Below are 7083 nucleotides of genomic sequence, written 5' to 3' on the forward strand. Positions count from 1 at the left end.
CCATGCTCATTAACGCAGCGATCTGCAACTTCGAAAACAACGGCGGCGGCGACCGCGCACTGTGGCAGCGGATGCACGACCGGCTGGCCTCGCTCGACCTGCATCTGCTCCTGCGGCAGGAGGTGTGGAACGCGCAGGACAACGGCAACGAGCTCGCGGACGCGGCCGAAGCCGTGCTCGGCATGGCCGGCCTGATCGGCCCGGAGTGCTGCACCGCCCTCTACCACGACCCGGACCTCTTCACCCCGGTCGGCGAGTTCCCGAAGACCGGCCCGATGTGGGTGCTGCCGCCGACCGTGCGCAGTCTGCAGCTCGCCGGTACGGCTCCCGGCGCGGCCCCGCTGATCGTCGGCTCGTACCACCTCAACTACGGCTCCACCACCACACGCCTGTCGGAGGCCGAGCGGCTGACCCAGTGGAACGACAAATGGGTCAAGCTCGACGGTCAACGCGTCCATTACCCGGCGCTGCTCGGCGGCGACAACAACAGCTACCCCGTCGTCGGTACCCCGGGAGACCCGGCCCTGCCCGTCCTGGAGGAGATCCGCGACGAGCCGCACCGGGCGCACCGCTCCTACCTCGGGGCGGACGGTGTGCGCCGGATGGACGACCGGCCAGACGACACCCTGCGCACCGCCGGCCTCCAGGACGTCGCCCGCCACCTTGTCGCGACCACGGGCGACACCAGTGCGGTCGCGCCCACGGTCGACGCCTACGACACCCACGGCCCGGACGCGCGCATCGACCGGATCTACGCCAGCAAGCAACTCCTGCCCGCCGTCCGCGAAGTCGAGGTCGTCGACATGAAGGGCCTGTCCGATCACCACACGGTCGTGGTGCGCCTGGACCGGGACACCCTGGCCGAGATCCTCAACCACCCGCTCACTCGGGCGGCATGACCGGTGTCCGCGCCGCGAGGCCCGAGCCTCCTATGCCCCGCTTCCCGCTGGCGCGAATCGCCGCTCCGCTCTGCCACCCCTCACCTGAGGAGTGCGCTGAGGACTACGCCTGGTTCCGGGCACGCCTCGGCGACCCGAACCTCCTCGACGGCGCGGTTGGTGTGAAGGTGGACGGCGCCGTACTCCTTGCGGTGCCCGCTGGCGGTAGCCGCCGTGGCGGCTACCTGTCGGTGGGCACCGTGGCCGATGCCGTGAGCGTCTGGGCGGCCCTGCAGGGCCGGTCCGGATTCCCGCGCGTCCGACTCGGTTTGTCGGTCCACCGAGACACCTGCCACACCGTCAACTGGGGCCCGCGCCAGCCCCGGGGCGACGCTGAGCGGGGCAGGCACTTCGGGTACGCGCCGTCCGCCATCGACACCTTCGTCCGCCGCCGCTCGATCCCCGACCGCCCGGCGGCCCTGGTGGAGCACGACTCGGACCAAGGCGACGGGCGGTCCTGGGACCAGGATCCGCTGAAGTCGACGCTCCGCGATCTCGGCGGCTGCCTCGCCGTGATTCTGCTGGGCGTTCTGATCACCCTGCTCGTCTCGGCGGCCAAGGTGAACGCCACCGGCACCACCCCTACTTCCCCTCCTCCCCCGACGCGGGCGCCAACTTTCCCGGTTGGCGCCGCTTCGCCCTCTCCACTGACCTCACGACGATGGGCGGCGCGATGACGAAGTCGGGATCAGCGAAGGTGGAGCGCAACGAGGTCTTACTCAAGCATCTGGAAACGCTGGACTGGTCCATCAGCGGCTTCGCCCGCCGGATCGCCGCTCGATGCGAGGCCATCCACCTGCCCTACACGGTGGTCACGAGCACCGTCTCGCGATGGTGCAAGGGCGCAACCCCCAGCGCCGACCTCTCGGCCGCCGCGTGCCATGTGCTGTCCAATGCCCTGCACCGGGTGGTAACGCCGGAGAGCCTGGGCTGGCCGTCCGACACCGGCCTGGTCGCGGCGCAGTCGCTGGAGTACCTGGACGTCCCTCACGCCGTGCGGATGCTCTCGAAGCTGTGGGCCCTGGACGCCATGCGCCGGCGCAACGTCGTCAAGAGCGCATTCTCTCCGAGCGTCTTCGGTCCCGCCTCGAGGGAGGCACTCGTCATGCCGGCCGACGCCGTGATCGGTGGTCACGGGCAGCACAAGGTGAGTGCGGCGGACATCGACCTTCTCGACGAGCAGACGCGGCTGTTCGGCAAGCTCGATTCCCAGCACGGCGGGGGTAAGTTCCGCGGCGCGTTCGCGTCGATGATGGACACGCACGCCACGCCGATGTTGAACGGGAGCTTCTCCGCCCGGACTGGGCGCCGGCTGTACGGCAGCGTGGTGGACGCTGTCCTCGCGATGGCCTCGATGGCCTACGACGATCAGCTTCCCGGTCTCGCCCAGCGTTACGACCTTCAGGCGATGCGGATGGCCCAGGCGATCGGCGACCGCGCCCGCATCACCCGGGTCCACATCCACCAGGCTCGGTTGGCGGCGACGCAGGGAGGCCAGGTGGATGTGCTCGCTCACGCGCGTAGCGCTGTGCTGGCGGCCCAGGGGGCCCCTCCCTTGGTCAGGGCCTACGCGTGCGTGACCGAAGCCCGGGCGTGGGCGCTGAACGGGCAGCCGGACCAGGTTGTGGCGGCGGTGAGGCGGGCCCGCGAGTTCTTCGTCCGCTCGCAGAGCAGCGCCGGCCCGGCCTGGCTTGAGTGGTTCGATCTGCGTGAGCTGGAAGGACAGGCGGCGTGGGCGTTCGCCGTCGCTGGCTTGGCCGAGCAGGGCACTCAGTCCCTGAAGGAGGCGTCGGCCGTTCCGTCGGATCGGACGCGCGACACAGTGGAACTCTTGATCACGGAGGCCGTGCTGGCGCGGCTGCGCGGTGACTCGGCCGAACACATGACGGCGGCGAGGCGAGCCTCCCAGGCGTCGCAGCACCTGATGAGCCGGCGGCTGTCCGAGCGCCTGGACCGCCTGAACGCGGGCGAGCCGCTGCGCGACTTCTGAGCTTCTCGGACCCCCGTCAGCACGCCCCGCGCCCGGGGCCGCGATGTACCGGAGGGCGCGCCCGGTGGCCGGTCAGCCCGCGGGGAAGAGGTCCCGGTAGATCGCGTGGGACCTGAAGGCGCCGCCGTGGTGCGGGGAGATCAGGGAGCCGCGGTGCTGTTGCCCGCTGGCGGTGCGCAGGGCGGCCTGGAGCTGATAGTCCGGGTGAACACGGTCGTCGCTGAGGGTGGCCGCGAAGGTGAGCTCCAGGACGTCTCCGGGCTCGACCGGCACGGGGCTGTCGAAGAGCGGCAGGTAGATGGTGGCCCAGTTCGTCTTCATGCGCAGTGCGTCGAGCGGCTCTTCGTCCGGCAGGCACCAGAGGTTGAGCCAGGTGAGCACGCCGTCCACGAGGCCGGGCCGCGTGATGGCCAAGTGCGTGGTCGTACGCTGCTGGGTCTGCAGGTCACCGTTGAAGTCGAGCACCTCCACGGGAGAGCCCTCGGTGAGCAGCGCGTCGGCGGGCGGGTTCTCAACCCTGAGCCGTACGTCGAAGGGGCTGCCGTGCCAGCCGAAGATGCTTCGCAGGTACGGGAGTGCGGCCTCGGCGAACGCCAAGGGCTGTTCGGGGAGCAGGTCGGACAGGCGGACCGCGGCGGCCAGGGTGACCGCGCGGTGGGGGATGACCAGGCCGCCGGGTTCCAGGAGGCGGGTGCGGGCGTCGGCCAGGACGGCTGCCGCGCCTTCGGCGCCGGCGAGCGAGCCGATGATCTCGGCGACGCAGACGTCGGCGCGGGGGGCGAAGCGGAGTCTGGTCGACTCGCCGAGCAGGAGCGTGATCCTGTCCGAGGGCTCGAGGGCCGGCAGGTTGGCGGCCGCCTTGTGGAACGCGTCCTCGATGACCTCGATGGCCACTGCGTGCCGGGCTCCGGCCTGCACGCCTTCGCGTGCCCAGAGCAGGTCCTGGCCCGTTCCGATGTCCAGGATGCGCCGGTCCGGTGCCAGGTGCGCCAGTGCCGCGCGGAACCGGTGGTTGCGCTCGTCGTCGGTGGTCATGGTCGTGTAGAGGAACGGGTCGTAGATCGGGTACTCCCCCACGCTCGGCCACAGGGCGGGGCGGCCCTCTCGTTCAGGGCCGGAGTCGACGCGCACCCTCACGGTGTGCCCGGGGACCTCGATGTACTGGATGTCGCGCATGGTCTGCCTTTCGCGGAGGTTCGGCGTCCGCCCAGCTCCGCTGCCGCGACTGCCGGCATGTCGTGTGCTGGGTGACGGGCTCAGATGCCGGTGGTGTGCCAGGTGATCCTGGCGGAGGTGTCGAGTAGCGGCCGCCGGTCGGCGGCCCCGGAGGCGCACCGGGTCCCGACGTAGAGCCAGCCCAGAAGCTGTTCGTCGTCCTCGACGCTGAGGTACTTGCGGACCTGGGGTGCCTGGATGGCGGCGCCGGTGCGCCAGATCGACGCGAAGCCGTGGCTGTGCAGGAGCAGCGAGAGGGTGGTGACCATGCCGGTGGTGGCGGCCAGTTGCTCCCACTCGGGGACCTTCGGGTGGTTGGGCACGGGCCGGTGCACGATCGTCAGGAGCAGGGGTGCGCGCAGGGGCTTCGCCGCGGCGCGGCGGGCCTGTTCCGGGGTGTCGGCGGCTTCGCTGAGCGCGTCGCCGAGTCGAGCCCGCTCGTCGCCGCTCACCGCGACCAGTCGCCAGGGGCGAAGCCGCCCGTGGTCGGGTGCGGTGGCCGCGGCCTGGACGAGGCGCTCCAGGTCGGCGGGGTGGGGGGCGGGCTCGGTCAGGCGGGGTGCGCTGCGCCGGGTGAGTACCGCGTCCAGGACCGGGTTCGGGGATCGGGTCATCGGGTCGCCTCCCGGGCCGGGGCGCGCTCGGGATCGTCGTGGGGTGTCGGCGGGGTCATTCGCGGGTCGTCGCCGGCCACGCGCCGGAGGATCGGGGCGGTGGCCGCAGTGGTGATGACGGTCATGATCACCAGGAGGGTGAACAGGGTCTCGGTGATGACGCCGGTCTGCAAGCCGATGCCCAGAACGACGAGTTCGGTCAGGCCGCGGCAGTTCATGAGCGTGCCGATGGCGGCCGACCAGCGCCAGTCGGAGCCGGTGAGCCGGGCGGCGCCGGCCGCGCCGCCCCATTTGCCGACGACGGCGACGGCGAGGATGGCCGCGCCCCAGCCCCACTGTCCGGCGGGCAGGGTAGAGAAGTCGGTGTGCAGGCCGGCGTCGACGAAGAACAGCGGGAGTAGGAGCGGCAGGACGACGGCGCGGATGCGTGCGGCGCTGCGTTCGACGGCTGGCAGGCCGCGGGGAGTGGCGGCGCCGAACAGGAACGCGCCGAAGGCGGGGTGCACGCCGATCTGGTCGGTGGTGTAGGCGCTGAGGCACAGCCCGACGAAGAGGAGGGCCAGGACGAGTTCGTCGCCGGTGCGGCCGGCGCGCTCGAGCAGAGTGCGCAGCAGGGGGCGTATGAGGGTGAGGCCTGCGGCGAAGGCTGCGGTGAGACCGAGGGTGGTCAGGGCCGACAGGGCGGTGCCGGTGGTGGCCAGGGCGACGGCGGCGGTGAGCAGGCACCAGGCGAGGGCGTCGTCGGTGGCGGCGCAGGCCAGGGCGAAGGTTCCCAGGGGGGTGGTCTCCAGGCCGCGGTCGGCGAGGATCCGGGCGAGGACCGGGAAGGCGGTGATGCTCAGGGCGACGGCGACGAACAGGGTGAACGGCAGCCGCTCGACGCCGTCCGGTGCGAAGTGCGGGTAGAGGGCGGCGGCCAGGGCAGCGCCGAGGGCCATAGGGAGCAGGAGTCCGGTGAGGCTGACCGCGGCGACGGCGCCGCGGGTGGTGCGCAGGCTGCGCAGGTCGAGTTCCAGTCCGGTCAGGAACAGGAAGGCCAGGAGGCCGAGGGTGCCCAGGGCGGAGGTGACGGGCAGGACCGAGGGCGGCAGGAGGTGCTGCTGGACGGTGGGGGCGAGCCAGCCGAGCAGCGAGGGACCGAGCAGGATTCCGGCAAGGATCTCGCCGATGACCGGCGGCTGGCCGAGCAGCCTGACGGCCCGCCCGCCGGCCTGACAGGCGAGGACCACGACCGGGACGGCGAGGAGCACGGGCAGCAGCGGGTCGGACACGACAGCTCCAGGAGTCGGGCGAAGGACCGCACGGCGCGCAGCAGGGCGGCGGGGCGGGTCGGGGTGGATCAGGCGCGGGTCAGCGGCAGGGTGGTGCAGCGCAGCGAGCCGGGAATCCGGGTGACCTCGCTGTAGTCGACGGGGAGGACCTCGAGTCCGCGTGCGGTGAGCTCCCGCGCGATGCGGTCGCTGCCGGCGGTGACGATCACGGTGTCCGGAGCGATCGCCAGGACGTTGGCCTGGACGGCGCGCGCCTCTGTCTCGGTGACGCCGATGAGGTCGAAGTGTTGCTCGAACCAGCGCAGTTCGGCGGGCGGGAAGACGTCGCGGTGGATGAGGGCGGTGCCGGGCGCGACGATGGTGAAGTGGTCGTCCAGGTGGACGATGCCGCGGGTGGCGAAGCGGACCGGGCGGACCTCGCGGTCGACGCCGTGGTGGGCCAGCGCCCGCTGCAGCGCGCCCACGCCCGCGGGGGACGTCTCCTCCCCGAGGCCGACCAGGACGGTGCCGGTGTGCAGGGCGACGTCACCGCCCTCGATGGTGCCCTCGTCCAGGTGGGCGACGTGCGGGGCGCCGGTCAGCAGCGGGGCGAGCGCGTCGGCCTCTGGGAGGCGGTGCGTGGAGTTCAGGCGCGCCATGACCAGGACGTGGTCGATGACGAAGGCGATGTCGCGGGGGTAGTGCTGGACCGGGCAGCCCGGCGCGGCGTCGAGGAGTGTCACCGTGGTGCCGCGGCCGCGGAGGAGGTCGATCAGGGCGTCCTGCTGGGTGCGGACGGTGGCCGGGTCGTACGGCTTCCAGGAGCTGGTGGTCTTCTGGCGGGTCAGGACGGGGTGGACGTCGGGGCCGTCGAGGTCGGGGGTGACGTCGCTCGCGTAGCGCATGGCGACGTGGCGCAGCGCGCCGTACTCGCTGGTGGCGTGCGGGGTGAGCACGATGAGTCTCCTGGGCCGGGGGCGGGACGCCGGGTCCGATGCGGTGCAGCAGACGGACCAGCAGGGGCCAGATGAACGGCGTGCACGCTTGGATGATCATGACCGGTATCGCGGCCTCGA

At 72.0% G+C, this 7083-nt stretch carries 7 protein-coding genes; 3 read left to right on the top strand and 4 right to left on the bottom strand.

What is annotated here, in order from left to right:
• Nucleotides 1-2 precede the first annotated feature (2 nt).
• The 3 genes from ABZ281_RS00580 to ABZ281_RS00590 are packed head-to-tail and all read left to right on the top strand — an operon-like array spanning nucleotide 3 to nucleotide 2928.
• Entirely contained in the window at nucleotides 3-899 is an 897-nt protein-coding gene (locus tag ABZ281_RS00580) for an endonuclease/exonuclease/phosphatase family protein (RefSeq protein WP_356650655.1), read from the top strand.
• Nucleotides 896-1615 carry a DUF6302 family protein gene (locus tag ABZ281_RS00585; protein ID WP_356650657.1) on the top strand — a complete coding sequence of 240 codons (720 nt, stop codon included), beginning with the start codon at nucleotides 896-898 and terminating at the stop codon, nucleotides 1613-1615. Before ABZ281_RS00580 ends, ABZ281_RS00585 begins: the two co-directional genes overlap by 4 nt.
• Nucleotides 1600-2928 carry a transcriptional regulator gene (locus ABZ281_RS00590; protein ID WP_356650659.1) on the top strand — a complete coding sequence of 443 codons (1329 nt, stop codon included), beginning with the start codon at nucleotides 1600-1602 and terminating at the stop codon, nucleotides 2926-2928. The genes ABZ281_RS00585 and ABZ281_RS00590 overlap by 16 nt, the downstream gene beginning before the upstream one ends.
• A 72-nt stretch (nucleotides 2929-3000) precedes the next feature.
• Here ABZ281_RS00590 and ABZ281_RS00595 read toward each other — a convergent pair whose 3' ends face one another.
• The 4 genes from ABZ281_RS00595 to ABZ281_RS00610 all read right to left on the bottom strand — a co-directional run bounded on the left by ABZ281_RS00595 (nucleotide 3001) and on the right by ABZ281_RS00610 (nucleotide 6963).
• Nucleotides 3001-4104: a class I SAM-dependent methyltransferase gene (locus tag ABZ281_RS00595; protein ID WP_356650661.1), complete on the bottom strand. Its 1104-nt coding sequence runs from the start codon at nucleotides 4102-4104 to the stop codon at nucleotides 3001-3003.
• 80 nt (nucleotides 4105-4184) lie between these two features.
• Nucleotides 4185-4757: a nitroreductase gene (locus ABZ281_RS00600; protein WP_356650663.1), complete on the bottom strand. Its 573-nt coding sequence runs from the start codon at nucleotides 4755-4757 to the stop codon at nucleotides 4185-4187.
• Nucleotides 4754-6028 carry a cation:proton antiporter gene (locus tag ABZ281_RS00605; RefSeq protein WP_356650665.1) on the bottom strand — a complete coding sequence of 425 codons (1275 nt, stop codon included), beginning with the start codon at nucleotides 6026-6028 and terminating at the stop codon, nucleotides 4754-4756. The genes ABZ281_RS00600 and ABZ281_RS00605 overlap by 4 nt, the downstream gene beginning before the upstream one ends.
• A 68-nt stretch (nucleotides 6029-6096) precedes the next feature.
• Entirely contained in the window at nucleotides 6097-6963 is an 867-nt protein-coding gene (locus ABZ281_RS00610) for an arginine deiminase family protein (protein WP_356650667.1), read from the bottom strand.
• Nucleotides 6964-7083: the final 120 nt, after the last annotated feature.

Origin of the sequence: Streptomyces sp. NPDC006265 (assembly GCF_040613555.1) — a bacterium.
Classification (GTDB): Bacteria; Actinomycetota; Actinomycetes; order Streptomycetales; family Streptomycetaceae; genus Streptomyces.

What these genes read in the sequence shown, in the direction of transcription:
- ABZ281_RS00580 (WP_356650655.1), top strand. Translation starts at nt 3, where the DNA reads ATGCTCATTAACGCAGCGATCTGCAACTTCGAAAACAACGGCGGCGGC.
- ABZ281_RS00585 (WP_356650657.1), top strand. Translation starts at nt 896, where the DNA reads ATGACCGGTGTCCGCGCCGCGAGGCCCGAGCCTCCTATGCCCCGCTTC.
- ABZ281_RS00590 (WP_356650659.1), top strand. Translation starts at nt 1,600, where the DNA reads ATGGGCGGCGCGATGACGAAGTCGGGATCAGCGAAGGTGGAGCGCAAC.
- ABZ281_RS00595 (WP_356650661.1), bottom strand. Translation starts at nt 4,104, where the DNA reads ATGCGCGACATCCAGTACATCGAGGTCCCCGGGCACACCGTGAGGGTG.
- ABZ281_RS00600 (WP_356650663.1), bottom strand. Translation starts at nt 4,757, where the DNA reads ATGACCCGATCCCCGAACCCGGTCCTGGACGCGGTACTCACCCGGCGC.